Consider the following 26,350-nt stretch of genomic DNA (forward strand, 5'->3'; position numbering starts at 1 on the left):
GGGTTGAAAACAGGGGTGCCGGGTTGGCGCGCCCGGGTGCCGGGCCTAAGCTCGCGCCCCTCTTGCAACATCAGGACTGCCCGAATGCCCGCCCTCGCCCAACGCCTTGCCAATGTGAAGGTTTCCGCCTCCGTCGCCATGGGGGCCAAGGCGCGCGAACTGGCCGCGCAGGGCCACAAGGTGATCAGCCTCACCACCGGCGAGCCCGATTTCGACACCCCCGCCCATGCCATCGAGGCCGCGCATCAGGCGGCGCTGAAGGGCGACACGAAATACCCGCCCCAGGGCGGCACCACCGCCATGAAACAGGCCGTGCAGCGCAAGTTCAAGCGCGACAACGGCCTGGACTACGCGCTGGACGAGATCCTCATCACCAATGGCGGCAAGCAATCCATCTTCAACGCCCTGATGGCGACGGTGGACCCGGGCGACGAGGTCGTGATCCCCGCCCCCTACTGGATCAGCTATGGCGACATGGCGAAGGTCGCCGGCGGCGTGCCCGTGACCATCTCCTGCCCGCAGAACAACGGCTTCAAGCTCCGCCCCGAGGATCTGGAAGCCGCCATCACGCCCAGGACCAAGTGGGTGATGCTGAACTTCCCGAACAACCCGACCGGTGCCGCCTGCTCCCGCGCCGAGATGCAGGCCCTGGCCGAGGTCCTGATGCGCCACCCGCATGTCTGGGTGATGACGGACGACATGTATGAGCACCTCGTCTATGACGGCTTCGAGTTCTGCACCATCGCCGAGGTGGAGCCCCGCCTGAAGTCCCGCACGCTGACGGTGAACGGCGCGTCCAAGACCTATGCGATGACCGGCTGGCGCATCGGCTTCTGCGGGGGGCCGAAGGAGCTGATCGCCGCCATGTTCAACATGCAGGGCCAGGCGACCTCCGGCGTCTCCTCCATCGGCCAGGCCGCCGCGGCCGCCGCGCTGGACGGCCCGCAGGACCTGGTGCGCGAGCGCGCGGCCGAATACCGCGAGCGCCGTAACCTGGTGGTGGACATGCTGAACCAGGCCCCCGGCATCGCCTGCCACAAGCCTGAGGGCGCCTTCTACGTCTTCCCCAACATCGCCGGCTGCCTGGGCAAGACCAGCAAGGGCGGCACGAAGATCGAGACCGACAGCGACTTCGCCATGGCGCTGCTGACCGAGGCCCACGTGGCCGTGGTCCAGGGCGCCGCCTATGGCATGTCGCCCTATATCCGCATCAGCTACGCCACCGACATGGCGAGCCTGCGCGAGGCCTGCGGCCGCATCCAGGAGTTCTGCCGCGGGCTGACGTGATGCTCCGTGACGGAACCGACCAGGACGCGGACGCCTATATCCGCCTGATCGGCGACGCCTGGGCCGAATTCCCCGGCGTCATCTTCGACGTGGATGGCGAGCTGCCCGAGCTCCGTGCCCTCGCCAGCCACTTCGCCGCCCTCGGCGGCCGCCTCTGGCTCGCCGAAGACCGGCAAGGCATGGTGGCCACGCGCCCGCTGCGCGAGGACCAGGCCTGGGAGATCGGCCGCATGTATGTGGCGAAGTCGGCGCGCGGCACCGGCCTCGCCCAGGCTTTGCTCACCACCGCCGAAGCCCATGCCCGCGCGCAAGGGGCCGAGCGCATGGTCCTCTGGACCGACACCCGCTTCGAGGCCGCCCACGCCTTCTATGAGAAGGCCGGCTATGTCCGCCAGGGCGCCATCCGCATCCTGGACGACCTCTCGAAATCCCTCGAATTCCGCTACGCCAAGCCCTGCCGCGGCCTGGTGGTGGAAATGCTCGACGCCGCGGCCGCCGCGAGCGCCGAACGCCGCCTCGCGCAGATCCTCATCGCCTGCGTGGCGGATGGCGCCAGCGTCTCCTACCTGCCGCCACTCGCGCCGGCCAAGGCCCGCGCCTTTTGGAAGCGCGTCTCCACCGATGTCGCGCAGGGCCACCGCGTGCTGCTGGCCGCCTGGGTCGAAGGCCAGCTCGCCGGCACCGTGCAGCTCGACCTCGCGACCCCCGAGAACCAGCCGCACCGCGCCGAAGTCGCGAAGCTCCTGGTGGACCCCGCATTCCGCCGCCAGGGCCTGGGCGAGGCCCTGATGCGCCGCGCCGAACAGGCCGCGCAGCGCCTGGGCCGCCGCCTCCTCACGCTCGACACCCGCGCGGATGACCTGGCCGCACCGCTCTACCGCCGCCTGGGCTGGCAGGAATCCGGCCGCGTGCCGGGCTATGCGCTGGATGCCGAGGGCCGCGCCTGGGACACGCTGTTCTTCCACAAGCAGATCGGCTAGCGGCGGCGCAGCAGCCGCCCATCGATCAGCGCCAGCCCCGCGCCGATCAGCGCCATGCCGGCGAAATGCCGTGCCTCCAGCCGCTCGCCCAGCACCAGCGCGCCCAGCCAGATCGCGCTCACCGGCACCAGGAAGGTCACCAGCAACAGGTTCGTCGCCCCCGCCACGGCGAGGATGCGGAAATACAGCACATAGGCCAGCGCGGTGGAGAGCAGCCCCAGCCCCAGCAGCGCGGCCCAGCTCGCCGGGCCCGGCATGGCCAGCGCCCAGGGTTGGTCCACCAGCAGCGCCAGCGGCAGCAGGATCAGGCTCGACGCCGTCACCTGCCCCGCCGCACTCGCCAGCGGCGGCACGCCCATCCGGCGGAAGCGCCGGCCGAAGACGCCGGCGAACGCATAGCTCAGCGCCGCACCAAGGCAGGCCAATTGCGCCGCCAGCCCTGCGCCAAGCCCGCCGAGCAGCTCCGCGCCCAGCATCACCGCCACACCCAGCAGGCCCATCACGACCCCCGCCGCCTTGGCCGGCGTCAGCCGCTCATCCGCCGTGAGCAGATGCGCGACCAGCACGGTGAAGAGCGGCGTCGTCGCGTTCAGGATTGCGGCCAGCCCGCTCGCGATATGCTGCTGCCCCCAGACGATCAGCGCGAAGGGCAGCGCATTGTTCAGCAGCCCCATGCCAAGGAACGCCGCCCAAAGGCCCGGCTGCCGAGGCATGCGCATTCCGGTCAACGCCAGCATCACCCACAGGGCCAGCGCCGCGATGCCGACCCGCGCCAGCACCAGGCTCAGCGGCGGCACCTCGCGCACCGCGACCCCGACGAAGAAGAAGGAACCGCCCCACAGCACCGAGAGGGCGATCAGCATGGCCCATTCCCGCCCGCCCATCCGGGGCCCGTTTATCGCCGTCACGCATCCGCCCCAGCATCGCCACGCGCGCACCCAAGCGCGAAATCGCGCGCCGCGCCATCCGGCGGTTGCGACGGCGCTTCAGCCTGTCGCACTCCGCACGATCCGCACCAGCGAGCCGCGGAAGCCCTCCACCGATTCCCGCGTCTGCCGTGCGCTGTCCTGCATCGCCTCCGTCTTTGCCGCCGTCTCCACCGTGGTGCGGCTGAGTTCCCCGAGGCTGTCGGACACCGCCCGCACATCCTGCGCCGCATCCGAGACGCGCGCCGCGATCTCGCGCGTGGCGGCGGCCTGCTGCTCCACGGCGGCGGCGATGGAGGTCGCCATGCGGTCCATCTCGCCCACGGATTCCGCCATCTCGCTTACGGCGCGCACCGCGCCCTCCGTCGCCTGGCCGATCTCCTGCACCTGCCGGCCCACCTCCTCCGTCGCGCGCGCGGTCTGCGCGGCCAGGTCCTTCACCTCGCTCGCCACCACGGCGAAGCCCTTGCCCGCCTCGCCCGCGCGCGCGGATTCGATCGTCGCGTTCAGCGCCAGCAGATTGGTGCGGCCCGCGATCGCCGAGATCATCCGCACCACCTCGCCGATGCGGCCCACGCCCTCCGAGAGCCCCGCGATCACCGCGCGGCTCGCATCGCCCCGCTCGCTCAGCTGCCGCGTCAGCGCATTCGCACCCGCCAGCCGCTCCGAGATTTCGCGCACGCTGGCCGAGAGCTCCTCCGTCGCGGCGGCCACGGCCTGGGCATTGTCGAGCGAGCGGCCGGCGGCCTGCGTCGCGACTTCGCTCGCCTGCGCCGCCTCGCGCATGCGGCCCGCCATCGCCTCGGCCGTCTCGGACATGCCGCCCGCACGGGCCTGCACCTCCTCCACCGCCGCGCCCGCCTCGCGCTCCACACGCTCGGCCATCTCGACCAGCGCGGCCAGCCGCGCCGCCTCGGCCTCGGCCCGCTCACGCTCCTGCGTCGCGCGCAGCGCCGCATTCTCAGCCTGGGCGTCGCGGAACACGGCCAGCGCGCGCGCCATCGAGCCCAGCTCATCCTTCCGCTGCAGGAAGGGGATGCTCGCGTTGAAATCGCCGCCCGCCACCTGAGCCATCGCGGCGTTGATGCCGCGCAGCGGCGGCACGATGGCCCGGATCAGCGCGATGATGCAGATGATCCCGCCCAGGATGACGAGCACCGAGGCCAGCAGCGCCACCCGCTCGGTCGAGCTCAGGCCCGCCGCGGCCGCCGCCTTCGCGGTCTGCGCGGCCTCACCCTCCATCCGCCGCAGCTCGGCGATGGCGGCGGACATGGCATTGCCCTGCGCGCGGAAATCCACCAGCACCTCCGCGAAGCGCTGCGACTGGTTGATGATGGTCTGCGTCGCCCCCAGCCAGGTGTTGAAGCTCTGCCCCACGGGCGAGGCGGGCGGGATGGCGGCGCGGCGCAGCGCCAGCGCCGCCGCCTCGGCCGCGCGGAGCGCCGCGTCGCGCTGCTCGGGCTGGGGGTCCAGGCGGTAGCGCAGCGCGGCCACCCGCGCCGCCATGGCCGGCCGCTCCACCGCCTCCGCCTCATTCGCCGCCAGCCCGCCCAGGCCCTGGAACAGCGTATCGCCCGCGCGCATCATCTCGCCCTCGGCCGCCACGCGGCGCGCCACGATCTCCTGCATCTGCCGCCAGGAATTGAGGTAGCCCGCCCGCGCCGCCTGGAAGGCCGTGAGCTGCTGGCGCTGCGCCTCGCTCAAGGCCGGTTCCTGCGCGAGGCCGGCTGCGCCGCTGTCCAGCCGCGCCAGGAACTCATCCGCCGCCCGCACCTGCGCCGGGTTCGCCCGCTGCAGCCAGATGTTGATCTGGTTCCGCGCCGAGGTGAGGTCGATCTCCAGCTGCAGCACGCGCGAAAGCCGGTCCGCCGCGCCCTGGCTGCGGCCGAAATCAGCGCCGGCACGGCCGAGCAGGAGATGCGTGGCCGCCGCGCCGATCAACGACAGCAGCAGCAGCGCGCCGAGCATCAGGGAGAGACGACGGGAGAGCGACATGGCGAAGGCACCTTTCTGAGTCGCCCCTCGGTTACAACGCCGCCATGAAGGGAAACTTAAGCCGCCGAGCGGCCTATGCCGCGCATCGGCGCCGCCGATTGGACGCCGCGCCGCGCGTCGCGCACCCTCCGCCAGGCCCGGAAGGAGACATCCCGTGTACCGCCCACTTCTCGCCGCAGCCCTGGCCCTCGCCGCCTTCGCCAGCCAGCCGGCGGCCGCGCAGGGCCTCACCTTCGTGCGTGTCGGCACCACCTTCTGCGGCGGGCAGATCGTCGCGACGCAGGTTTCCTACACGCCGGCCGTGAACCCGCCACCCAACATGCCGGGACCATGAAGCGACCTGCATGTGATGCTCCTGAACCGGGGCGGCCCGATCGTGTCCAGCGTCGCCGGTGTCGCCAATCAGGCGGCCGTGATCGTGGAACTGGCGGCGGGGCAGAGCCTGAGCTTCACGGCACCCAACCAGATCGGCTCCAATGTGTCCTGGGCGCAGATCTCGGTGGCTTGCGCACCCCTCCGATGAACCGCCAGCCGCCAACCGGAATGGAGCCCACCATGCTCCGCCCCCTTCGCGCCGCTGCCCTGATGGCCGCCACCCTCCTCGCCACCACACCCGCCGGCGCGCTGCCCGCCGCCGCGCAGGGCATGCCCAGCTGGTGCAACGGCCAGCTGGTGGCGACCCGGGTCTATGGCGCGCGCACGAACGACCCCCGCTGGGTCAGCCTGAACGTCGTCATCCAGAACAACGGCCCGGCCATCGCGCCCATCATCAGCTACCCGCAGCCGGCCGGCGCACCCCCGGCACCGAACCAGCGCTACAGCTTCGCGCCCGGCCAGAGCCAGGAGATCGCCTACGTCATCATCCCCACCGAGATGTCGGCGCTGCCCGCCTGGTCCGCCAATGTCGCGGTGCTGAATCTTCGCGTGACCTGCTGATCAGCCCGGGATCGCGCTGTAGACCGCATCGAGCGCGAGCTGCGATCCCACCTCGGCGGCCGGCAGCGCCAGCCGCTCCCGCCCCGTCGAGAGGGCGAAGAGCGCGTCGCCATCCAGCGGCGTGTGGAAGGGGCGGATGGCCTGCGCCATCGCCGCGTGGATCTGCCGGCCCCGCTGCCGCAGGTCCCAGGCCGGCACGGCGCCGTCGATGATCACCGCCGTGATGGTGGTGTCGCTGCCCGCCGTGCCTTGCACCAGGCCCAGCTCCTCCGGGTGATGGCGCATGATGTGCTCCAGCGGGCGGCGCTGGCCCGTCTCGCGAACCATGAAGCCGCGCAGCAATTGCCCCTGCCGGTCGAAGATGCCGCCCAGCCGATTGAGCACGGTGAAGACGCCGATGGTCGCAGCGCCGATCTTCCCCACCGCGCAGCCCTGCCCGCCCTGCTCGGGCCGGAAGCGCCGGCTGCCGATCTGCCCGATGGAGGCCGGACTGCCGGCGCCCCGCGCCCCCACCGGGAAACGGCCCGGCCGCGCCGCGCGAAAGGCCGCGGCCCCCAGCCGCTGGCCAGGGAAGACCAGCGTGTCCCGCCGCACATGATCGAAGATGGTGGCGCCGCTCACGAGGCCGATCGCCCCCACCACCGCGCGCCGCCGCTCGGCGAACAACTCCCGCGCGACGCCGGTGCCGACCTCGAGCCCGTAGGGCGAGCCGCCCCGCGCATCCACCTCGCAGATCGCGCCCTCGGGGAAGTGGAAGACGTTGCAACCGGTCGGCCCCTCGGCGTATTCCGCCGTGCCGATCGCGACACCGGGAAGGTCGAAGCGCACGCCTTCCTCGACGAGGACGGGCGTCAGCCCCTCCTGCCAGGGCAAGGCGCCCAGCGGGCGCTGCGCCTGGGCCGCGCGCACCAGGAATGGGGCGGCGAGGGCCGCCGCGCCGGCCGACGGCACGCGCCGGCGGAAGGGAGCATCAGGCAAGCGCGCGTCTTTGCGCGAGCCGCCGCCGGTATGCATGAAGAGCGTTTCCCGTGCCGCCTGCCGCACCATCCGCCGAAGGATGCGCGGCCATATTGATCCAGGTCAGCCCGCCCTCCCGGAGCCGCGCCCGAGCCGCTACACTCGCGCCAGATCGCCAGGAACCCGCCCATGACCCAAACCGCCCTTCCCCCTCTCCTGCTCATCGGCTGCGGCAAGATGGGCGGCGCCATGCTGGCCGGCTGGCTCGAACTGGGACTGCCGCCGGAGACGGTGGTGGTGGAACCGAACGCCGCCGCCGTCGCCGCCTTCGCCGGCCGCGTGCGCCATGTGGCGAGCATCGCGGAAATCCCGGCGGGCTTCGCGCCGGCGGCCATCATCCTCGCCACCAAGCCGCAGGAGGCGCCGAATGCGCTCCCCGCGCTGGCGCATCTGGCGGGGCCCGGCGTGGTCTTCCTCTCGATCATGGCGGGCCGCACCATCGGCGGCATGAACGCCATGCTGGGCGGCGATGCGCGCATCATCCGCGCCATGCCGAACACGCCGGCCGCTTTGCGCCTGGGATTCACCGTGGCGTGCGCCGGACCGGGCGTGACCGCCGAGCAGCGCGCGCTGAGCGACCGCCTGCTGGGCGCCATCGGCGAGGCCGCCTGGGTGGTGGAGGAGGGTCTGATCGACCCCGTCACCGCCGTCTCCGGCGGCGGCCCGGCCTATGTCTTCCTCCTGGCCGAAGTGATGGAGCAGGCTGCCCTCGCCCAGGGCCTGCCGCCGGACCTCGCCCGCCGCATGGCGCGCGCCACCGTCGCGGGCTCAGGCGCGCTGCTGGGCGCAAGCCAGGAGGATGCGGCGCAGCTCCGCCGCAACGTGACCAGCCCCAAGGGCACGACGGAACGCGCGCTCGCCGTGCTGATGCGCGAGGAAGCCTGGCCCGCGCTGATGCTGGAGGCCATCGAGGCCGCGACCGCCCGCTCGCGCGAGCTCGCCGGCTAGACCACGCTGCGTTCACGCCGAGCGGTCCAGCCTTTGCTGAGAGGATGATTCAGCGTTTCGGCGATTCCGCCTCAACGCATCATGCCCTAGCGCCGGCGGCGCAGGGCACGTTCGAGCAGAAAACCGCCGACCGTGAAGGCCAGCCGCTGCCAATCGGGGCGGATGACGCTGGGCTGTGTGAGCAGGGCCACGGATTGCTGGCGCAGTTCGCGCGCCTCCTCGGCCACATGGTCCCGCCCGCCGCGCGCCATCAGCAGCAGGATCACCGCCAGGATGCCATCGGCGAGCGCCACCAGCAGGCAGGCCTGCACGGCGTCGTAGCGATCCGCGAGCCAGAGCCAGCCCGCCATGTGCAGCAGGATGAGCATGGCGATGCCGAACCCGGCCGCACCGGCGCCCAGGACGGCCGCGCGGCCGAGCTGGGCGCCCTGGCGGCGCAGCAGCAGGCCCTCCGCCTGCGCCGCGGTGGAGAGCAGACGGAGGGCGCGCATCCTCAGCGCCGCAACAGGGCAGCCAGCACAAAGCCCGCCAGCGCGGCCACGCCGATGGCGGCCAGGGGCTTGTCCTGCACCGCATCCGTCAGCCGCTCGGTCTGGTGACGCACCTCATCGGTCGCGACCTTGGCGGCGTGCTCCGCCGAGCTGGCGACGGAGCTGAGCATGGGCGTCACGCGCTCATTCATCAGCGTCTCCACCTGGGAGCGCAGGCGCGCCAGCTCCTCGGCGGCATCCTGGCCATGGGATTCGACGGTCTCGGAAATCTGCTTGTAGGACATGGGAATTCCTTTCGAAGAGGTGGGCTCAGCGCCAGGCCGGGCGGCCGAGATTGACGGTGTTGGGCGAGGTCAATGCGCCGGTGGCACCGCCCGCGGCGGCACCCAGCGCGGCGCCGCCGACGACGCTCGTGCCGGTCAGCGCGCCGACGCCGGCGCCGGCCGCGGCGCCGAGCCCCGCACCGGAAAGGGCGCGGTCGCCCGTCGTCTGCCCGCAGGCGGCAAGCCCGCCGGCCAGGACGATGACGAAGCTCCATCGGAACATCTTGCGCATCACGGGCTCTCCCCTGTGTGAGTCGGGGAAGGAACGCCGCCGCTTACGCCCGGTTGCAGATGCCGCGCAGCCGCATGACCTACACCGCGCGCAGCCGCACGACCGTCACCGAGCAAGGCGCGTCCCGCGCCACCTCGGCCGCGACGCTGCCCAGCACGCGCCGCCCGAGGCTCTGGGCGCGGGCGCCGAGGATGATGTGATCCACGCGGTTCTGCTGCGCGTAGTCCAGCAGCGGGGCGGCGGGGCTCGTCGCCTCCAGCACGTGATGCGTCAGCCGCGCCTCGGGCAGTTTCAGCGGCGCCGACCAGTGCCGCAGTTCCAGCAGGCGCTGCAGATGCTTGTTGCGGCCCTCCTCGTCCAGCGTCATGTCGGGCCGCAGGCGGTTCAGGCCCAGCACGTTCACGCAGGCGACGCGCGCGCCAGGCAGCGTCGCCATGATCTGCGTGATCATGCCCTGCATCGCGCCCGCCAGCTCCGCCGTCATGCCGCCCAGGTCCACCGCCACCATGATGATGGGCGCCCCCGATTGCGCCATGGCGATGGCGTCGCGCTTCAGCCGCGGCTGGTGGTCCGGGTGGAAGCGGCGGCGCACGCGGGCCGTCCAGGGGTCGCGCTTCAGCCTGGCCGCCCGCGCCGTCTGGCTCACCTGCTCGGGGTGGCGCAGGTCGAAGGCGAGTTGCGCCGCCGTCGGGTGGCGGCGCGCCGGCTCCACCTCCAGGTTCCGCAGGATGATCTCCTGCAGCCAGGGCGGGCAGTCGGGCCTCAGCGCGCGCGGCGGCGGCGGGTCCCACCAGAGGCGGCGCTTCATATGCGCCATGTGCTGCGGATCGCCGAAGGGGTTGCGCCCGGTGGTGAGCGCGTAGAGCAGCGCCCCCAGCGCAAACAGGTCCGACGCCGGGTCGCCACGGATGCCCATCACCTGCTCCGGCGCCATGTAGGGCGCCGAGCCATAGGGCAGGCGGAATTCCTCGCTCATCAGGTCAGGCAGGTGCGCGTGGTGCGACAGGCCGAAATCCAGCAGGACGATGCGGCCATCCGCCTGCATCAGGTTGCCCGGCTTCACATCGAGATGGACGACACCCTGCCGATGCAGCGCGCAGAGCGCCTCGGCAACCATGGCCCCCACCTCCGCCACCTCGGCGATGGGCAGCGGCAGCCGGTCCAGCAGCGGCAGCAGCGTCTCGCCCCGGATGCGCTCCATCGCGATCCAGGGCAGTGGCTCATGGCCCACGCCCAGGCAGCGCGGCACATGCGGGCCTTCCAGGCGCGGCAGGATCATCTGCTCCATCTCGAAGCTGACGATCGCCGCCGGGTCCTCGCCCTCCGCCACAAGCGGCAGCTTGACCAGGATCGGCATGTCATGCGCCGGATGCGTCGCCTCGCGCAGCACGGCCATGCCGCCCTTGTGCACCACCTCGCCCAGAATGAACGCCCCGGCCTGGCGCGGCATGCTCAGCGCCCCTCGAAGAGGCGCGCGGCCAGCGCCTCGGGGAGGCCCGCCGCGCGGATCTTCCGCGCCGCGCCCTCGATGTCATAAGGCACGCGCATCCAGCCGCATTCGGCGCGCGCCGTGTCGAACAGCCCGTAGCAGGCGGCCGGATTGCCGTCGCGCGGCTGGCCCACCGCGCCGATCACGCCGAGCCAGCGGCGCGGCTGCAGCAGGGGGAGCATCAGGTCATCCATCGGGCGGTGGTGCAGCAGCTTCTCCGTCGCCGTCAGGCCGAACAGCGCGGGCACATGCGTATGGCCACAGAAGGTGAGCCGCGCCGTCGTCGCCTCCAGGCTGCGCCGCGCCTCCCGCGCATCGGTCACATAGCGCCAGTCGCCCGGATCGGATCCGTCGGCATGGGTGTAGAGGCGGTCCTCCTCCTCATGCGTGTAGGGCAGGCCCGCCAGATACTGCTTGTCCGCCGCATCGAGGCGCCCCTGCGTCCAGCGCATCGCCTCGGCGGCAAGCGTGCTGAAGCCGACCGGCCCATGCAGCGCCGCCTCGTCATGATTGCCGCGCAGCGTCACCGCATCCAGCGCGCGCACCCGCGCGGTCACGGCCTCCGGGTCCGCCCCATAGCCCACCAGGTCGCCGAGGAAGACCAGGCGCCCCGCCCCGCGCGCCGCCGCATGGGCGAGGCAGGCCTCCAACGCTTCCAGGTTGCCATGGATGTCCGCGAGCAGGGCGATGCGCATGCGTGTCCTTCCTGACCCCAGCCTGGCCGCGCAGCCTCGGCCATGACCATGATCCAGCGCAACCTCTCGACAGGCCAGCCCTCGCGCCGGAGAAAGGGGCATGTCCCCGATCCCGCTCCTCGTCCTCAACCCGCTCGACGCCGAACGGCTCGCCCGCATCGCCGAGGGCGGCTTCGCACCGCATGTGGCCCTGGGCCCCGAGGCCCGCGCGAAGGCCATCGCCGAAATGCCCGATCTGCGCTGCGTGCTGACCAATGGCGCGACCGGCTTCACCGCGGCCGAGATGGACGCGCTGCCCAGGCTTGAGATCATCTGCGCCATCGCCGTCGGCACCGAGACCATCGATGTCGCCGCCGCCCGCGCCCGTGGCATCGTGGTGACGCATGGGCCGGGCACCAACGCGCCCTCCGTCGCCGATCACGCCATGGCGCTGATGCTGGCGCTGCTGCGCGACATCCCGCGCCTCGATGCCGCGGTGAAGGCCGGCGAATGGATGGGCGTGCGCTGGCCCCGCCCGATGGTGAGCGGGCGGCGCCTCGGCATCCTGGGACTGGGCGAGATCGGCGCCATGATCGCGGCCCGCGCGCAGGGCGGCTTCGGCATGGAGATCGCCTATCACAACCGCCGCCCGCGCGAGGGGGTGGCCCATCGGTGGCTGCCCTCCGCCCAGGCGCTGGCCGATTGGGCGGAGGTGCTGCTGATCGCAGCCCCCGGTGGCGCGGCCACGCGGCATCTCGTGGATGCGGCGGCGCTCGATGCCTTGGGCGCGCAGGGCTACCTCGTCAACATCGGCCGCGGCAGCGTGGTGGACCAGGCGGCGCTGATCGAAGCCCTGCGCGAGAACCGCATCGCGGGTGCGGCGATCGACGTGGTGGATGGCGAGCCCGAGGTGCCGGAGGCCATGCGCGCGCTGCCCAACCTCATCATCACGCCGCACATCGCCGGCCGCTCACCGGAGTCCATCCTGGCGACCGCATCGCTCGTCGTCGCCAATCTCCAGGCGCATTTCGCGGGCCGGCCGGTGCTGACGCCCGTCGCCTGATCAGGCCTTCCGGAACACGGCCGGCAGCCCGCGCCAGAAGATCGCGAGCCCGACACCCCAGACCGAGTAGATGCCGACACTCCGCAGCATCGCCGTCGTGTTGCCATTGGCGAACATCGCCGTGCCCTTGATCAGCGGCACGAGCACCCACGCGCCGACCACCAGCGGCAGAACGAGGCAGAAGAGCACGGCGAAGAGCCAGAGCGGCATGGCGGCCGGGCGCTTCGGCTCCAGCACGGCAAACAGGATGCCCCACATGCCGCCCCAGAAGCAGGCATTCCAGATCTGGGGCACGCCCAGCGGCGGGATGGGCGTCTGCCGGAAGGGCGGGTTCGGGCCCCAGCCCATGCCGTGGTAGAAGCCGATCACCGCCTGGTGGAAAAAGAACACGGCGAGCGCGGCGCAGAGGAAGCCGAAGGCGAGGGTCGCAGGTTTCATCGGGCGGGCTCCGGGGGAAGATGCATTCTCCGCACATTCCCCGGGCCCGCGCCAACCGCGAAATGACCCGCGTCAGGTGAAGATCACGTCAGGTGGAGATCACCTCAGGTGAACTGCGCCGGCCGTGGCACATACAGAAAGCCCTCGCCATCGCGGATGATGCGGCCGAAGCCCGGCCAGGGCACATGCACGCCGCCCATCAGCATCCCCTCCGCCGCGAGCATGTCCAGCGTGCGGACGCGGCTCTCGACACCCATCGCGCTGTCCACATCCACGCCCACGCGCCAGCGCGGCCGGGCGAGCTGGATCACCATCTGATGCGCGATGTCGCCCCAGATGAAGATGGACTGGTTCTGGCTCGTCACGCGGTAGCTCACATGGCCGGGCGTGTGGCCGGGGGCGGGGTCCATGAACACGCCCGGGATCACCTCCAGCCCCGCGCGCATCTCGGTGGTGCGGATGCGGCCCTGATAGGGGCGGATGGCACGCCGCGCCGCCTCGATGAAGCGCTGCCCCTGGGGCACGCGGCTTTCCATCGCCGGGTCGGTCCAGAACTGGTGGTCGATCTGCGTGACGACGATCTCGGCATTGGGGAAGTTGCGCGTGACACCGTCATAGCTCAGCCCCAGCGCATGCTCGGGGTGGATATGCGTCAGCACCACCGTGTCCACCTGCTCGGGCGTGTAGCCGCTGGCTCGGAGCGCGGCGAGCGTCTGCCCGGTGGTGGGGATGAAGCTCGAATGCCCGCCGCAATCGATCATGGCGAGGTTGCGGCCCGTGTTCAGCAGATAGGCGCCGACCGGCTGGTGCAGCCCGGCCTCGATGGCGAAGGCCCGCGCCCGCAGCGGTGCGATCGCCTCGGGCGTGCTGTCGGGGAAGAAGTTCGGGATGTTCGACGCCTGGCCCTGCATGGCGCCATCCAGCAGCGTCGTCACCTCCACATCGCCCACCTTGAGGCGCTGGAAGCGCGGCGGGTTCGCGCCCTGCTGCGGCGGCACGCCGGTCGCGGCGGCGGGGATGGGCGTGGCGGCAAGCGTGGCGGCCGCGGCCGTGCCCAGCATGGCGGCGCGGCGCGCGAAGGCGAGATCCTGCATCACATGGCTCCTTGATGACGGGGCATCCATGATTAGGGGTGCGCTCGCGCCCTGTCAGCCCTTCGCGTATGACTGGCGAAAGAAATCCGTCCAGGGAATGCCCGCCATGAAGGCCGTCGCCTACACCCATTGCCACCCCGCCACGCATGAGGACGCCCTGCTCGACCTCATCCTGCCCGACCCGGCCCCGCCCCGCGGCCATGACCTGCTGGTGGAGGTCCGCGCCGTCTCGGTGAACCCGGTGGACGCCAAGCTGCGTTCGGCGGCCGATCCGGCGGGCGAACCGCGCATCCTGGGCTTCGACTGCTGCGGCGTGGTGCGCGCTAGGGGCGACAAGGCGCAGCTCTTCCAGGAGGGGGACGAGGTCTATTACGCCGGCGCCGTGAACCGCCCGGGCAGCAATGCGCAATTCCATCTGGTGGATGAGCGGATCGTCGGCCGCAAGCCCAAGACCCTCTCCATCGCCGAGGCGGCCGCCCTGCCGCTCACCACCATCACCGCCTACGAGGCGCTGTTCGATCGCCTGAAGATCACGCGCGAGAGCAAGGGCGCGGTGCTGATCATCGGCGGCGCGGGCGGCGTGGGCTCCATGGCGGTGCAGCTCGCCCGCCAGCTGACGAACCTCACCGTGGTCACCACCGCCTCCCGCCCCGAGACGCGCGACTGGTGCCACGCGCTCGGCGCGCATGAGGTGCTGGACCACAGCGCCGACCTCGTGGCCCAGGCCCGCGCGCTCGGCCACGAGATCCCCTGGATCTTCTCCACCACGCAGACGGCCAGGCACTGGCGCGCGCTCTGCGAGATCATCGCCCCGCAAGGCGCGCTCTGCGCCATTGACGACCTGAACACCATCGAGATCGGCCGCCTCAAGTCGAAGGCCGCGAGCTTCCATTGGGAGGGGATGTTCGCCCGCGCCATCTACAAGACGCCCGACATGGCGAAGCAGCACCTGCTGCTGAACGAGGTCGCGACGCTGATCGAGCAGGGCAGGATGCGGCACACGATGACGCGGCATCTGGGCCGCATCAACGCCGCCAATCTCGCCACCGGCCACCAGCTCGTGGAGAGCGGCACCATGATCGGCAAGGCGGTCGCCGAAGGCTGGGAATGAAGATTTTTTCCGCCCTCAGACGCCGGGGCGCCGGCTGGACTTCGAAAAGCTGAAGCTTTCCGGCTCGGCTGTTCGCCTTCGCATCCTCCAAGCGCGGTTCGATCTCTCTGCGGCCTGTTTTATTGGGCATGACTGGCGCCGCCATGACGCTCCCCGTCGAAGAGGCGCTGCCCGCGCTGCGCGATGCGCTTCGCGAAGGCAGCAACGCCGTGCTCGTCGCCCCACCGGGTGCCGGCAAGACCACGCTCGTCCCCCTCGCCCTGCGCGACGAGCCCTGGGCGCGCGGGCAGAAACTGCTGGTCCTCGAACCCCGTCGCGTCGCCGCCCGCGCCGCCGCGCGCCGCATGGCCTCCCTGCTGGGCGAGCAGCCGGGCGGCATCGTCGGCCTCTCCACCCGGCTCGACCGCGCCATCTCCGCCGCCACCCGCATCGAGGTCATCACCGAGGGGCTTCTCGTCCGCCGCCTGCAATCCGACCCCGGCCTTGAAGGGGTCGCCGCCGTCATCTTCGACGAGGCGCATGAACGCCATCTCGACACCGATCTCGGCCTCGCCCTCTGCCTCGACCTGCAGGCCGGCCTCCGCCCCGAGCTCCGCCTGCTGGCAATGTCCGCGACGCTCGATGGCGGCGCCTTCACCCGCCTGCTCAACGCGCCGCTGATCGAAAGCGCCGGCCGCGCCCACCCCGTCCGCATCGAGCATGTGAAGCGCGACATCACCGAGCCGCGCGACCTGCCGGAAGCCATGGCGGTGGCCATCCGCGGCATCATGGCGCGCGAGCCGGGCGATGTGCTGGCCTTCCTCCCCGGCTGGGGCGAGATCCGCCGCACCGCTGAACGCCTCTCGGGCCTCGACGCCGATGTGCTGCCCCTGCATGGCGAGCTTTCGCCCGCCGAGCAGGACAAGGCGCTCACCCAAGGCCCGCGCCGCCGCGTGGTGCTGGCGACCAGCATCGCCGAGACGTCGCTCACCGTGCCCGGCGTGCGCATCGTCGTGGATGGCGGCTTCCGCCGCGCGCCGCGCCTGGATGGCGCGACCGGCCTCACGCGCCTGGTCACGGTCCGCATCAGCCGCGCCGCCGCCGAGCAGCGCGCCGGCCGCGCCGGCCGCACCGAGCCCGGCGTGGCCGTCCGCCTCTGGAGCGAGGCGACGCAGCGCGGAATGGCGCTGCAGGACCGGCCCGAGATGCTGGAAGCGGAACTCTCCGGATTGGTGCTCGACTGCGCCGCCTGGGGCGCCGATCCGACGACGCTCGCCTTCCTCGACCCGCCGCCCACCGGCCAGATCGCCGCCGCGCGCGCCTTGCTGCGCAACCTGGACGCGCTGGACGCTGAGGGCCGCATCACCACAACGGGCCAGCGCATGGCGCGCATGGGCACGCATCCACGCCTCGCCCGCATGATGTGCGCCGTCGAGAACGAGGGCGAAGCCGCATTGGCCGCCGATCTCGCCGCCCTGCTGGAGGAGCGCGATCCGCTGCGCGGCCGCGAACCGCCCGCCGACATCACGCTGCGCCTCGACGTGCTGCACGGCCATGCCCATGCGGAGAGCGACGGCATCGCGCTCCGCGCCATCCGCCGTGCGGCGGCGCTGCATCGCCGGCGCCTCGGCGTGCATGGCAATACGCCGCCCGAGGGCGATGCTGGCGCGCTGCTCGCCGCCGGCTTCCCCGACCGTATCGCGCTGAAGCGCGGCACCATGGATGGCGCCTTCCGCCTCGCCTCCGGCCAGGGCGCGCGGCTCTCCAGCGCCGATCCGCTGGCCAAGCAGAGCCTGCTCGCCGTGGCCGACCTGGAACTCAAGGGCACCGAGGCGCGCATCCGCATGGCCGCGCCCCTTGCGCGCGCCGTGCTGGAAGCCCGCTTCCCCGAACGCTTCGTGACGGTGGAGGGCGCCAGCTTCGACGCCCGCGCCGGCGCCGTCCTTGCCCGCCGCCGCCTGATGTTCGGCCCGCTCATCCTCGAGGAAACCCCGCTCGCGGGCGCCGACCCGGCGGCGATGGCCGAGGCGCTGGCCGAAGCCGCCGCCGAACGCGGCCTGCGCGACCTCGACTGGAGTGAGAGTGCCAGGCAGTTCCGCGCCCGCATCGCCCGCATGCACGCCCTGGAAGGCGCAGCCTGGCCGGATGTGAGCGACGCCACGCTGACCGCCACGGCGAAGGAATGGCTGGCCCCCTATTGCAATGGGATGACGAAGCTCGCCGAGCTGAAGTCGCTCGACCTGCACGCCATGCTCCTCCCGCACGAGCTGCGCCGCGCGCTGGACTCCGCGCTCCCGCCGCGCATCGCCCTGCCGCAAGGGCGCAGCGCCGCGGTGGACTACACCGCCGAGATCCCGACGCTCGAAGCCCGCGCCCAGCACCTCTACGGCCTGAGCAGCATGCCACCGCTGGCCCAAGGCCGCGTCCCCTTGCAGGTGGCCCTGCTCTCGCCCGCGGGCCGCCCCATCGCCATCACGGCCGATCTCGCCGGCTTCTGGCAGGGCGGCTGGGCGGATGCGCGCAAGGACATGCGCGGCCGCTACCCCAAGCATGACTGGCCGGAGAATCCGGCCCTCGCGACTGCTCCACCGGAAGGAAGACGCCCATGACACGTACCGCCCTCATCACCGGCGCCGGCCGCAACATCGGCCGCGCGGTCGCGCTCGCGCTCGCGAAGCAGGGGATGAACGTCGTCATCAACGGCTCGCGCGACCAGGCCGCCTGCGAGCGCGTGGCGGAGGAAGCCCGTGCGCTCGGCGTCGAGGCGCATGTCGCCATGGGCGATGTGGGCGACCGCGCCACCTGCCGCCGCCTGGCCGAGGCAGCCATCGCCCGCTTCGGCCGGGTGGATGTGCTGGTGAACAACGCGGCCCTCCGCCCCAGCAACAGGTTCCTCGACCTCACCGAGGACGATTATCGCCGCGTGATGTCGGTGGACCTGGACGCCGCGGTCTGGCTCGCCCAGGCCTGCCTGCCGGGCATGCTGGAGGCGGGCTGGGGCCGCATCGTGAACTTCGCCGGCATGAACGCCATCCATGGCTATGCCGGCCGCGCGCCCGTCTCCGTCGCGAAGCACGGCGTCTGGGGCCTCACCAAGTCGCTCGCCAAGGAATTCGGCCCGAAGGGCGTGACCGTGAACGCCATCTCGCCCGGCCCCATCGCCTCGGATGACGAGGATGTTGCGCCCGATGCGCACCGGCAGGAGATGGTGGTGCGCGTGCCCGTGGGCCGCCTCGGCCAGCCCTCCGAAGTGGCGGCGATGGTGCGCCTGCTCGCCTCCGACGAGGGCGCCTTCATCAATGGCCAGATGCTGGCGGTGAATGGCGGCGCGGAGACGTAACCTGCCTCAATCCGGCGTCCGCGCGATCCAGGCCGCCCCATCCGCCTCACGCGGCGTGGGCCGGTCGGGCGCGTTCAGGAAGGCCAGCACATCCCGCGCCACCTGCTCGCGCACGCCATCGCGCAGCAGCAGGTGCCAGCCCTCCCGATAGAGCGCCACGCGCGGCACCCGCGCATCGCGCAGCGCGCGCCGGGCGATCGGTGTCGGCACCACCTGGTCATTGCCGCCCACCATCACCAGCGTGGGCACGGCGCGGCAGCACTCGGGCAGCGCGGCGATGGCCTGGTCCATCAGGTCCACCAGCCCCTTCACCATGTCGAAGCGCACATCGCGCAGCGTCAGCGGATCGCGCCCGAAGCGGAGCAGCGCCTCGCGATTGTCGCTGGCCGAGATGTTGGGCGCGCTCGGCGGCAGCGCGACCGGCCCCAGCACATGCCCCGCCGTCCAGAGCAGCCCGCGCAGCAGGCTCGGCATATAGGCGCGCCCCCAGAGCGCGGGCGAGGAGAGGATGATCCCCGCCACATCGGTGCGCCGCATGGCCAGCACCACGGCGCCGCCCATGCTTTCGCCCAGCAGGAAGAGCGGCACGCCCGGATGCCGCGCGCGGATCAGGTCGAGCGCGGTATTGGCGTCGCTCACCATGGTCTCCGCCCCGGCCCAATAGCCGCGCGGGCTGGTCCAGCCGAAGCCGCGCTGGTCATAGGCGTAGACGAGCGCGCCCCCCGCCGCGAGCATCGGCCCGCCCTCCAGCAGCATGTTGCCGCCGTGATCCGCCAGGCCATGGATCGCCAGCACCACGAATCGCGGCGGGCCTTCCGGCCGCCAGACGCGCAGCGGCAGGCGCGCGCCGTCGGGCATCACCAGGAAGGATTCCGGCCGCGGGCCCGAGGGCTCGGGCGGCGGGGGTGAGGGCGCGAAGGCCCAGGCCGGCACCGGCATCCAGGGCAAGGGCGGCGCCACGAAGGGCTCGATCCCCGCCTCGCGCACCGGCGGCCCGGCGGGCACGACCACGGGCGAGCAACCGGCCAGGGAGATCAGCGCGAGGAACAGGGCTGCCAGCAATTTCATGCCCCTCGGATATGGCCCGCTGGCCCATCCCTGGCCAGCGGTTTATGCTCATGGCGACCACGCGGCCAAGGATGAACACGCTGATGCGCGACCCGCAGATGACCGGCTATGCCCCCCACCCCGTCGAGGGCGTGACCCCCGAGGATGTGACCCTGGTGGAGAGCCGCTCCGTGAGCTGCGACGGCGGCAAGGACGCGCCCAATTCTTTTTCAGGGGGCCATCCCCTGATCTGGATGCGGATCGAGCACAACGAGGTCACCTGCCCCTATTGCTCGCGCACCTATCGCCTGAAGGATGGTGCGGGCGATGACGGCCACCACTGAAGGCGCGCCGGGTGCGGACCCGCACCTGATCCTGATCGACGGCAGCGGCTACATCTTCCGCGCCTTCCATGCCCTGCCGCCGATGACGCGCCCGGACGGCACGCCGGTGAACGCCGTCTTCGGCTTCGCGCAGATCCTGGAGCGCTTCCTCAGCCAGAATGTGTCCACGCATATCGCCGTCGTCTTCGACACGGCGCGCACCACCTTCCGCAACGAGATTTTTCCGCAATACAAAGCGCACCGCCCGGAGCCGCCCGAGGAACTCGTCCCGCAATTCGCCCTGATCCGCGAGGCGACGGAGGCCTTCGGCGTCGCCAAGGTCGAGCTGCCCGGCTTCGAGGCGGATGACCTCATCGCCGCCTACGCCAAGGCGTTTGAAGCGCAAGGCGGCCGCGTCACCATCGTCTCCTCCGACAAGGATCTGATGCAGCTGATCCGCGAGCGCGTGATCATGCTGGACCCGATCAAGCAGAAGCCGATCCGCGAGCCGGAGGTGCTGGAGAAATTCGGCGTGCCGCCCAACAAGGTGGCCGAGGTCCAGGCGCTGGCTGGCGATGCGACGGACAATGTGCCGGGCGTTCCGGGGATCGGCGTGAAGACGGCCGCCACGCTGCTCGCCGAATATGGCGATCTTGAAACCCTCCTGGCCCGCGCGGGCGAGATCAAGCAGCCCAAGCGGCGCGAATTGCTGCAGACGCATGCCGAGATGGCGCGCATCTCGCTGCGCCTGGTCAGCCTGGACGACAACGCGCCGCTGCCCTGCCCCATCGAGGACCTCCGCGCGAAAGCCCCCGAGCCCGCCCGCCTCGGCGCCTTCCTCGCCGAGAACAACTTTCGGTCCCTCGCCGCGCGCCTCGGCCTCGGCGATGGCGGCGCGCCGCAACGCGCGCGCCCCGTCGAAAGCACCGCCGCGCCCGAGCCCACCACCGCCAGCTTCGGCCCCTATGACTGCGTGACGGAGGCCGAGGCGCTGCAGCGCTGGGTGGCGCTGGCGCGCGAGGCGGGCGTGGTGGCGCTCGACACCGAGACGGACAGCCTGGATGCGCTCGCCGCGCGCCTGGTCGGCGTCTGCCTCGCCGTGGCCCCGGGCCGCGCCTGCTACATTCCGCTGCGCCATGCCGGCGCGGACATGCTCACCGAGACGCCCACGCAGATCCCCTTCGAGGAAGCGATGGCCGCGCTCCGTCCGCTGCTGGAAGACCCGGCGGTGCTCAAGGTGCTGCACAACGCGAAATACGACCTCGAAGTGCTGGCCCAGGCCCAGAACGGCGGCATCGCCGTCACCCCCGTGGACGACACCATGCTCATCTCCTGCGCGCTGGAAGCGGGCGCGCATGGGCATGGCATGGATGAGCTCTCGCAGCTCCATCTCGGCCACAAGCCCATCTCCTTCGACGAGGTGACCGGCACCGGCAAGGCGCGCATCAGCTTTGCGCATGTGCCGCTCGACCGCGCCACCGCCTATGCGGCCGAGGATGCCGACGTCACGCTCCGCCTCTGGCACCACCTCCGCCCCCGCCTGCGCCCCGAGCGCGCCCTCGCTCTCTATGAGCAGGTGGAGCGCCGCATGATCACCGTGCTGGCCGGCATGGAGCAGGCCGGCGTGCGCGTGGATGGCGCCGAACTCGCCCGCATCGGCCAGGATTTCGCCGAGCGACTGGTCGTGCTGGAGGCCGAGTGCCACCGGCTCGCCGGCCGCGCCTTCAATGTCGGCAGCCCCAAGCAGCTGGGCGAGATCCTCTTCGACGAGATGGGCCTCAAGGGCGGCAAGAAGGGCAAGACCGGCGCCTATTCCACCGATGCCGCGGTGCTGGAGGACCTCGCCGCGCAAGGCGCCGAACTCCCGCGCGTCGTGCTGGAATGGCGCCAGCTCGCCAAGCTGAAATCCACCTATGTCGAGGGCCTCGCCGCGCAGATCGCGCCCGATGGCCGCGTCCACACCGACTACGCCATGGCCGTCACCAGCACCGGCCGCCTCTCCTCGACCGAGCCCAATCTGCAGAACATCCCCATCCGCACCGAGGAGGGGATGCGCATCCGCCGCGCCTTCGTGGCCGAGCCCGGCCATGTGCTGATGAGCGCCGACTACAGCCAGATCGAACTGCGCCTCCTCGCCCACCTCGCGGAAGTCCCCACCCTGCGCGAGGCCTTCGCGAAGGGCGAGGACATCCACAGCCGCACGGCCGCGGAAATCTTCCACCTCGATCCCGCGAATGTGGACAAGGAAGCGCGACGCCGGGCGAAAACGATCAATTTCGGCATCATCTACGGCATGAGCGCCTTCGGCCTCGGCGCGCGCCTGGGCATCCCGGCCGGCGAGGCGCGCGGCATCATCGACGCCTATTTTGCGCAATACCCCGGCATCCGCGCCGAGATGGAACGGCTGAAGGAGGAGGCGCGGATGCATGGCTATGTCCTCTCGCCCTTCGGCCGCCGCCTCTGGATCCAGAACATCAAGGCGAAGGACCCCATGCTGCGCGCGGGCGCGGAGCGCCAGGCCATCAACGCGCCCTTCCAGGGCGGGGCCGCCGAGATCATCAAGCGCGCCATGGTGCGTGTCCCGACGGCGCTGCGCGAAGCCGGCCTGAAGTCCCGCATGCTGCTCCAGGTGCATGACGAACTCGTGCTGGAAGTCCCCGAGGCCGAGATCGAGCCGGCCGGCGCCATCCTGCGCCGCGTGATGGAGGATGTGGCCGAACTCCGCGTGCCGCTGCTGGTCGAGGTCGGCCATGGCAGCTCCTGGGCCGAGGCGCACTGAGCATGTCCGCCTTCACCCGCGAGGAGCGCCGCATCCTAGCCTCCGTCTCCGGCGCGCATTTCGTGAGCCACGTCCATATCCTCGTCCTGCCGCCGCTTTTTCCGCTGCTGCGCGACGGCATGGGCATCTCCTTCCTTGAGCTCGGCTTCGCGCTGACGCTGTTCAACATCGTCTCCGCCCTCACGCAGGCACCCATGGGCTTCCTCGTGGACCGCGTGGGCCCACGCCGCGCCCTCGTCGCCGGGTTGCTGCTGGGCGGCGCGGCCTTCGCGCTCGCCGCCCTCGGCGGCAGCTATGCCTGGCTGCTGGTGGCGATGGCCATGGCCGGCCTCGCCAACGCCGTCTATCACCCGGCCGACTACGCCATCCTCGGCTCCTCGATCGGCGAGGCGCATGTGGGCCGGGCCTTCTCCTTCCACACCTTCGCGGGCTATGCCGGCAGCGCCGTGGCCCCCGCGCTGATGCTGGGTGCGGCCAGCCTCGGCGGCGTCAGCTTCGCGCTGATCGTGGCGGGCCTCCTCGGCCCGCTCGCCGCCCTGCCCCTGCTGCGCGAGGCCTTCTCCGAGCGCATCCAGCCCGCCCGCCCCAGGCCCGCCGCCGGCGCGCCGCGCGTGCTGAGCCCGGCCGTGCTCACGCTGCTCGGATTCTTCGTGGTGCTGGCGCTCTCCAACTCCAGCATCCAGGGCTTCGCCGTCTCCGCCTGGAACGCGGCGCATGGCACCTCGCTCACCGCGGGCAATATCGCGCTCACCGCATGGCTCGCCATGAGCGCCATCGGCGTCCTCGTCGGCGGCCATGTGGCGGACCGCACCAAGCGCCACGGGCTGGTCGCGGCCGCGGGCCTCGGCTGCGCCGCCGTGCTCTTCCTCGTCGCCGGCCTCATCGCCTGGGCGCCGCTGCCGCTCATGCTGGTCATGGGCGTCTCGGGCTTCCTCTCGGGCATGATCATGCCCTCGCGCGACATGCTGGTGCGCGCCGCGGCACCCCCGGGCCAGGCGGGTGCGGTCTTCGGCGTGGTCAGCACGGGCTTCAACATCGGCGGCATGGTCGGCCCCATCGCCTGTGGCTGGCTGCTGGACCATGGCCAGCCCGACTTCGTCTTCGTCGCCGCCGCCTCCTGCCTCGGCCTCGCCGTGGCGACCGCGCTCTGGCAGGAGATGCGCAAGGCGCGGCGGGTGGCGCTGGCTTAGTTTGCCGCCCTCAGGCGCCGGGCGTGCGCTGCGCGCGCTTGGCTTCGCCGCGCCACTGTTGCGCCGGGCCATTCGTCAGGTGGGGCGGCGCCGGCCGCCGTGCGGCCGGATGAGTTTGGAAGCGCCCTCAGGCGCCGGGCGCGCGCTGCGCGCGCTTGGCTTCACCGTGCCACTGTTGCGCCGGGCCGTTCGTCCGGTGGGGCGGCGCCGGCCGCCGTGCGGCCCCATGAGCCCCTACCCCCACTTCCTCCTGAACCACCGCCGCGCCGCCGCCACGCCGCGCCCCAGCGGCCCCCGCGCCCGCCGCATCCAGGCGCGCGCCCGCGCGGTCCATCCCCGCACCGCCGCCCGCGCCGCCACCCAGCCGGGCAACGCCTCCAGCATGCGGTGCCCCAGTTCCACCAGCCCCATCACCACGCCATAGGCGCGCGCGAACCACGCCACCTGCAGCATCTTGGGCCTGGCGATCGCAAACACCCGCGTGGAGAATGCCGCCCCCACCACCTTGGCGCCGATGATCACCACCGCGGCCCAGATGAAATGCCCCTCCCGCAGCAGCCACAGCTCGCCGAACTTCAGCAGGGGAATGGCCGGGATGAACGGCACGACGAAAACCGCGACCACCGCGTTCGGGCTCAGCCGCGCCACCAGAGCCTCCAGCCACGCGAACAGCGGCAGACGGCCCAGCAACCGCCCGAGCGCGGTCAGCCACGCCCAGAGCGTCACCTCCAGCAGCACGAGCGGCAGCGCCACCACCAGCGCCAGGGGCCGGAGCCAGCGGCGCGCGCGCATCGCTATTTGCGGCGGAGAAAGACGAAATGCGCGTGGTCCTGCCAGGTGTGGCGGTCCAGGATGCGCATCTCGAGCAGTTCCAGCGCGCGCTCGAAGGCGGATTTCGTGAAGAACCACCAATAGGGCCAGGGGCTCGGCGCGCCCTTCGTCACATAGGGCATGGTGGCGCCATCGCTCTCCGGCGCATGGGTGTCGAGGTCGAGGCCGAAGCGGTCGAGGTAGTAGCGCCGCATCACCGCGCGCTCCCGCCCGCGCAGCGCCGGCAGGAACAGCGCGGAGGATTCCGGGAAGGCCACGCGCCCCTCGGCATTCTCCACCTCATCCGGCACCACCACCGTGCCCGCGATCAGGTATTCCCCCACCACGCGCCGCAGGTTCAGCAGCGTATGGACCGGATTGGGCGCGTGATAGAGCAGCAGCGGCGCGCTCACGATGTCATAGCGGCCGAGCTTCGCCCCGAAGCCCGCCGCGTCCACATCCACCTCCGGCCGGAAGTCGATGTCGCGCACGCCGTGCAGCCGGGTCTGCTCGCGGAAATGCTCCCAGAGCTCATGGTCCAGCGGCAGCAGATCCGCCATCGCGACATCGGCGGCGCCGCAACGCTGCGCCCAGCTCGCGCGCTCATTGCCGCTGCGCTCGCGGATGCCGCCGAGATCGAGGAAGGTCCGCCCGGGCGCCACCGCCGCGATCCAGTGGTCCATCCGGTCCTGCGGCCTGGCGCGGCCCACGCCGAAGGGAGGGGGTGCCGCCATCAGGCCATCGCACCCCGCGCCGCGACGGGCCAGAGGCATTCCACGCGGCCCTTCCGCACGCCGACATACCAGTCGTAGCGGTCCACCGTCGGGTCGCAATGGCCGGGGATGAGGCGCAGCTTCTCGCCGAGGCGCGGCCGCAGCGCGGGATCTTCGACGGTGAGTTTCCCATGCTCGTCCGAGGCGCCGACATAATTCACGCCGGGCCGCCCGGCGATGAGCGGATAGCCGCTGTCGGTCGGTACCGCCTTGTGGCCGGCATCCACCACCGCGATGTGCGGCGTGGCGGCACTCATCACCGTCGCCAGCACGAACAGCGCATGGCGGAAGGGCGGCGCATCGATGTTGCGGGCGTAGTCGGCGTCCATGAAGGCGTAGGAGCCGGCCTGGATCTCGGTGTAGACGCCGCTCGCCACCTCATGCTGGAAGCTGCCGCTGCCGGCACCCCCCACCACCGGGCAATCCAGGCCGCGCTGGCGCAGCTGCTCCACCGTGCGGCGCGAGGCCTCGACGGCGCCGGCGATGGCGGCCGCGCGGCGCTCGGGCTCGCGGATATGCTGCGCGCTGCCGTGATAGGCCTGGATGCCGCCGAAACTCAGGTGTTTCGACGCCGCGATCACCTCCGCCAGCGCCACGGCCGGCGGGCCCGCCTGCACGCCGCAGCGGGCACCCCCCACGTCGATCTCGACCAGCACCGGAATCCGCACGCCCGCCGCCGCCGCGGCTTCCTCGATCGCCGCCACCTGCGCCGGATCATCCACGCAGACCGAGACCTGCGCGATGCGCGCCAGCGCCACCAGCCGGTTCAGCTTGCGCGCGCCGACCACCTGGTTCGTCACCATGATGTCCGGAATGCCGCCCCAGGCCAGGGCTTCCGCCTCGCCCACCTTCTGCACGCATTGCCCGATGGCGCCGCGCGCCATCTGCAGCCTGGCCACCACCGGCGACTTGTGGGTCTTCGCATGCGCCCTGAGCTTCGCCCCCGTCGGCGCCAGGAAACCCGCCATGGTGTCGAGGTTGTGCTCGAAGGCGTCGAGATCGAGCAGAAGGGCGGGGGTGTCCACCTCCTCCTCGCGCATGCCGGGTTCGGCGGGTGGGGCTTGCAGCATGGGCGCCTTCCTTCAGGGAGCCGCACGCGCGGCTT

Annotated in this window: 27 protein-coding genes; 13 read left to right on the top strand and 14 right to left on the bottom strand. The window is 71.8% G+C overall.

The genetic code is table 11. The features are described from left to right. Positions 1-84 precede the first annotated feature (84 nt). Together ACQ860_RS10000 and ACQ860_RS10005 are read left to right on the top strand one after the other, a co-directional pair. Positions 85-1,287, top strand: coding sequence for a pyridoxal phosphate-dependent aminotransferase (locus ACQ860_RS10000; protein ID WP_431303232.1), 1,203 nt, complete (start codon positions 85-87; stop codon positions 1,285-1,287). Next, positions 1,287-2,267: a GNAT family N-acetyltransferase gene (locus ACQ860_RS10005; RefSeq protein WP_431303233.1), complete on the top strand. Its 981-nt coding sequence runs from the start codon at positions 1,287-1,289 to the stop codon at positions 2,265-2,267. Before ACQ860_RS10000 ends, ACQ860_RS10005 begins: the two co-directional genes overlap by 1 nt. Here ACQ860_RS10005 and ACQ860_RS10010 read toward each other — a convergent pair. Then, positions 2,264-3,130, bottom strand: coding sequence for a DMT family transporter (locus tag ACQ860_RS10010; protein WP_431303234.1), 867 nt, complete (start codon positions 3,128-3,130; stop codon positions 2,264-2,266). The genes ACQ860_RS10005 and ACQ860_RS10010 overlap by 4 nt on opposite strands. Positions 3,131-3,253: 123 nt before the next feature. Next, positions 3,254-5,188 carry a methyl-accepting chemotaxis protein gene (locus ACQ860_RS10015; protein WP_431303235.1) on the bottom strand — a complete coding sequence of 645 codons (1,935 nt, stop codon included), beginning with the start codon at positions 5,186-5,188 and terminating at the stop codon, positions 3,254-3,256. A 154-nt stretch (positions 5,189-5,342) separates the two neighbouring features. On the opposite strand from ACQ860_RS10015, the gene ACQ860_RS10020 reads away from it, so the two are divergent. Genes ACQ860_RS10020 through ACQ860_RS10030 form a run of 3 tightly spaced genes read left to right on the top strand, consistent with a single transcriptional unit; the run spans position 5,343 to position 6,124 of the window. Then, positions 5,343-5,522 (top strand): hypothetical protein, encoded by a 180-nt coding sequence (locus tag ACQ860_RS10020; protein WP_431303236.1) that lies wholly within the window; start codon positions 5,343-5,345, stop codon positions 5,520-5,522. A 15-nt stretch (positions 5,523-5,537) separates the two neighbouring features. Further along, complete coding sequence (locus tag ACQ860_RS10025; RefSeq protein WP_431303237.1) at positions 5,538-5,711, top strand: hypothetical protein; 174 nt, start codon at positions 5,538-5,540, stop codon at positions 5,709-5,711. A 32-nt stretch (positions 5,712-5,743) separates the two neighbouring features. Then, a complete protein-coding gene (locus ACQ860_RS10030; protein WP_431303238.1) occupies positions 5,744-6,124 on the top strand; it encodes a hypothetical protein in 381 nt (126 codons plus the stop codon). Here ACQ860_RS10030 and ACQ860_RS10035 read toward each other — a convergent pair whose 3' ends face one another. Beyond that, positions 6,125-7,102 carry a P1 family peptidase gene (locus tag ACQ860_RS10035; protein ID WP_431303239.1) on the bottom strand — a complete coding sequence of 326 codons (978 nt, stop codon included), beginning with the start codon at positions 7,100-7,102 and terminating at the stop codon, positions 6,125-6,127. It abuts the gene before it with no gap. A gap of 168 nt (positions 7,103-7,270) precedes the next feature. Between ACQ860_RS10035 and proC the strand changes: the two genes are divergently transcribed. After that, complete coding sequence (gene proC / locus ACQ860_RS10040; protein ID WP_431303240.1) at positions 7,271-8,089, top strand: pyrroline-5-carboxylate reductase; 819 nt, start codon at positions 7,271-7,273, stop codon at positions 8,087-8,089. A gap of 86 nt (positions 8,090-8,175) precedes the next feature. Here proC and ACQ860_RS10045 read toward each other — a convergent pair whose 3' ends face one another. From ACQ860_RS10045 to ACQ860_RS10065, 5 genes are all read right to left on the bottom strand, one after another. Then, complete coding sequence (locus ACQ860_RS10045) at positions 8,176-8,580, bottom strand: hypothetical protein (protein WP_431303241.1); 405 nt, start codon at positions 8,578-8,580, stop codon at positions 8,176-8,178. Positions 8,581-8,582: 2 nt separating this feature from the next. Next, positions 8,583-8,864: a glycine zipper domain-containing protein gene (locus ACQ860_RS10050; RefSeq protein ID WP_431303242.1), complete on the bottom strand. Its 282-nt coding sequence runs from the start codon at positions 8,862-8,864 to the stop codon at positions 8,583-8,585. A 25-nt stretch (positions 8,865-8,889) separates the two neighbouring features. Then, positions 8,890-9,135 carry an LptM family lipoprotein gene (locus ACQ860_RS10055; RefSeq protein WP_431303243.1) on the bottom strand — a complete coding sequence of 82 codons (246 nt, stop codon included), beginning with the start codon at positions 9,133-9,135 and terminating at the stop codon, positions 8,890-8,892. 79 nt (positions 9,136-9,214) lie between these two features. Continuing rightward, positions 9,215-10,585, bottom strand: coding sequence for a serine/threonine protein kinase (locus tag ACQ860_RS10060; RefSeq protein WP_431303244.1), 1,371 nt, complete (start codon positions 10,583-10,585; stop codon positions 9,215-9,217). A gap of 2 nt (positions 10,586-10,587) precedes the next feature. Then, positions 10,588-11,319: a metallophosphoesterase family protein gene (locus ACQ860_RS10065; protein WP_431303245.1), complete on the bottom strand. Its 732-nt coding sequence runs from the start codon at positions 11,317-11,319 to the stop codon at positions 10,588-10,590. A 100-nt stretch (positions 11,320-11,419) separates the two neighbouring features. Here ACQ860_RS10065 and ACQ860_RS10070 point away from each other — a divergent pair, with 100 nt between their 5' ends. Beyond that, complete coding sequence (locus ACQ860_RS10070) at positions 11,420-12,361, top strand: 2-hydroxyacid dehydrogenase (RefSeq protein WP_431303246.1); 942 nt, start codon at positions 11,420-11,422, stop codon at positions 12,359-12,361. Here ACQ860_RS10070 and ACQ860_RS10075 read toward each other — a convergent pair whose 3' ends face one another. After that, positions 12,362-12,799 (bottom strand): hypothetical protein, encoded by a 438-nt coding sequence (locus ACQ860_RS10075; RefSeq protein WP_431303247.1) that lies wholly within the window; start codon positions 12,797-12,799, stop codon positions 12,362-12,364. Positions 12,800-12,903: 104 nt separating this feature from the next. Further along, on the bottom strand, positions 12,904-13,893 hold the full coding sequence (locus ACQ860_RS10080) for an MBL fold metallo-hydrolase (protein WP_431303248.1): 990 nt from the start codon (positions 13,891-13,893) through the stop codon (positions 12,904-12,906). 106 nt (positions 13,894-13,999) lie between these two features. Here ACQ860_RS10080 and ACQ860_RS10085 point away from each other — a divergent pair, with 106 nt between their 5' ends. The 3 genes from ACQ860_RS10085 to ACQ860_RS10095 all read left to right on the top strand — a co-directional run bounded on the left by ACQ860_RS10085 (position 14,000) and on the right by ACQ860_RS10095 (position 18,323). Continuing rightward, the gene (locus tag ACQ860_RS10085; RefSeq protein ID WP_431303249.1) at positions 14,000-15,004 is read left to right on the top strand and encodes a zinc-binding alcohol dehydrogenase family protein; all 1,005 of its coding nucleotides are present in this window, start codon (positions 14,000-14,002) and stop codon (positions 15,002-15,004) included. A gap of 143 nt (positions 15,005-15,147) precedes the next feature. Continuing rightward, entirely contained in the window at positions 15,148-17,592 is a 2,445-nt protein-coding gene (gene hrpB, locus ACQ860_RS10090) for an ATP-dependent helicase HrpB (protein WP_431303250.1), read from the top strand. Then, entirely contained in the window at positions 17,589-18,323 is a 735-nt protein-coding gene (locus ACQ860_RS10095; protein ID WP_431303251.1) for an SDR family NAD(P)-dependent oxidoreductase, read from the top strand. The genes hrpB and ACQ860_RS10095 overlap by 4 nt, the downstream gene beginning before the upstream one ends. A 6-nt stretch (positions 18,324-18,329) precedes the next feature. Here ACQ860_RS10095 and ACQ860_RS10100 read toward each other — a convergent pair whose 3' ends face one another. Continuing rightward, positions 18,330-19,391, bottom strand: a complete 1,062-nt coding sequence (locus tag ACQ860_RS10100) for an alpha/beta fold hydrolase (protein ID WP_431303252.1) — start codon at positions 19,389-19,391, stop codon at positions 18,330-18,332. A gap of 71 nt (positions 19,392-19,462) precedes the next feature. Here ACQ860_RS10100 and ACQ860_RS10105 point away from each other — a divergent pair, with 71 nt between their 5' ends. From ACQ860_RS10105 to ACQ860_RS10115, 3 genes are read left to right on the top strand one after another with little or no spacing between them, the layout of a single operon-like run. After that, positions 19,463-19,714 carry a zinc-finger domain-containing protein gene (locus tag ACQ860_RS10105; protein ID WP_431303253.1) on the top strand — a complete coding sequence of 84 codons (252 nt, stop codon included), beginning with the start codon at positions 19,463-19,465 and terminating at the stop codon, positions 19,712-19,714. After that, entirely contained in the window at positions 19,698-22,472 is a 2,775-nt protein-coding gene (polA, locus tag ACQ860_RS10110; RefSeq protein ID WP_431303254.1) for a DNA polymerase I, read from the top strand. Before ACQ860_RS10105 ends, polA begins: the two co-directional genes overlap by 17 nt. A gap of 2 nt (positions 22,473-22,474) precedes the next feature. After that, on the top strand, positions 22,475-23,662 hold the full coding sequence (locus ACQ860_RS10115) for an MFS transporter (RefSeq protein ID WP_431303255.1): 1,188 nt from the start codon (positions 22,475-22,477) through the stop codon (positions 23,660-23,662). A 234-nt stretch (positions 23,663-23,896) separates the two neighbouring features. On the opposite strand, the gene ACQ860_RS10120 is transcribed toward ACQ860_RS10115, so the two are convergent. From ACQ860_RS10120 to ACQ860_RS10130, 3 genes are read right to left on the bottom strand one after another with little or no spacing between them, the layout of a single operon-like run. Beyond that, entirely contained in the window at positions 23,897-24,454 is a 558-nt protein-coding gene (locus tag ACQ860_RS10120; RefSeq protein ID WP_431303256.1) for a hypothetical protein, read from the bottom strand. A 2-nt stretch (positions 24,455-24,456) separates the two neighbouring features. Continuing rightward, the gene (locus ACQ860_RS10125) at positions 24,457-25,206 is read right to left on the bottom strand and encodes a hypothetical protein (RefSeq protein ID WP_431303257.1); all 750 of its coding nucleotides are present in this window, start codon (positions 25,204-25,206) and stop codon (positions 24,457-24,459) included. After that, the gene (locus ACQ860_RS10130; RefSeq protein ID WP_431303258.1) at positions 25,206-26,315 is read right to left on the bottom strand and encodes a DSD1 family PLP-dependent enzyme; all 1,110 of its coding nucleotides are present in this window, start codon (positions 26,313-26,315) and stop codon (positions 25,206-25,208) included. Before ACQ860_RS10130 ends, ACQ860_RS10125 begins: the two co-directional genes overlap by 1 nt. Positions 26,316-26,350 lie beyond the last annotated feature (35 nt).

The organism is Sediminicoccus sp. BL-A-41-H5, from assembly GCF_050632405.1.
Lineage (GTDB): Bacteria > Pseudomonadota > Alphaproteobacteria > Acetobacterales > Acetobacteraceae > Roseococcus.